Genomic DNA, 942 nt, shown 5'->3' on the forward strand with positions numbered 1-942 from the left:
CAAATGCTCAAGGCGAACTTGAAGTTCAAGTCGGCGACCAAGTGGATGTAGTTCTTAAAGCTGTTGAAGACGGCTTCGGTGAAACAGTAGTTTCTCGTGGTGATGCAAAACGTAACGAAGCTTGGATTGCTTTAGAAAAAGCGTTCGAAGAACAAGCTACAGTTATCGGTTTTGTTAATGGTAAAGTGAAAGGCGGTTTCACTGTTGAATTAAACGGTGTTCGTGCATTCTTACCAGGTTCATTAGTTGATACTCGTCCGGTTCGCGATTCTTTAAACTTAGAAGGTAAAGAATTAGAATTCAAAGTTATCAAACTCGATCAAAAACGTAACAACGTAGTTGTTTCTCGTCGTGCGGTAATCGAATCTGAAAGCAACCAAGATCGTGACGAAGTTTTAGCGAACTTAGTTGAAGGTTTTGTTGTAACCGGTACGGTTAAAAACTTAACGGATTACGGTGCATTCGTTGATTTAGGCGGTGTGGACGGTTTATTACATATCACTGATATGGCATGGAAACGTGTTAAACACCCAAGCGAAGTGGTTGCTGTAGGTCAAGAAGTAACTGTTAAAGTACTTAAATTTGACAAAGAGAAAACTCGTGTATCATTAGGCTTAAAACAATTAGGTCAAGATCCATGGGCTGCAATCGCTCAAAACCACCCGGTAAACAGCAAATTAACCGGTAAAGTAACTAACTTAACCGACTACGGTTGCTTCGTTGAAATTTTAGACGGTGTTGAAGGTTTAGTTCACGTTTCAGAAATGGACTGGACAAACAAAAACATTCACCCGTCTAAAGTGGTTAGCGTAGGCGATGTAGTTGAAGTAATGGTTCTTGAAGTTGATGAAGAACGTCGTCGTATCTCATTAGGTTTAAAACAATGTAAAGCAACCCTTGGGAACACTTCGCAGCAACTCACAACAAAAACGATAAAGTGAC

Annotated in this window: 1 protein-coding gene; it reads left to right on the top strand. The window is 40.2% G+C overall.

Annotation, left to right across the window (positions count from 1 at the left end; genetic code table 11):
* The coding region (locus tag DDE10_RS23160) for a S1 RNA-binding domain-containing protein (protein WP_284734853.1) at nucleotides 1-941 on the top strand (941 nt) is incomplete at its 5' end.
* Between the last annotated feature and the right edge of the window lies 1 nt (nucleotide 942).

It is taken from the genome of Sphingosinicella terrae, assembly GCF_003347635.1.
GTDB lineage: Bacteria > Pseudomonadota > Alphaproteobacteria > Sphingomonadales > Sphingomonadaceae > Allosphingosinicella > Allosphingosinicella terrae.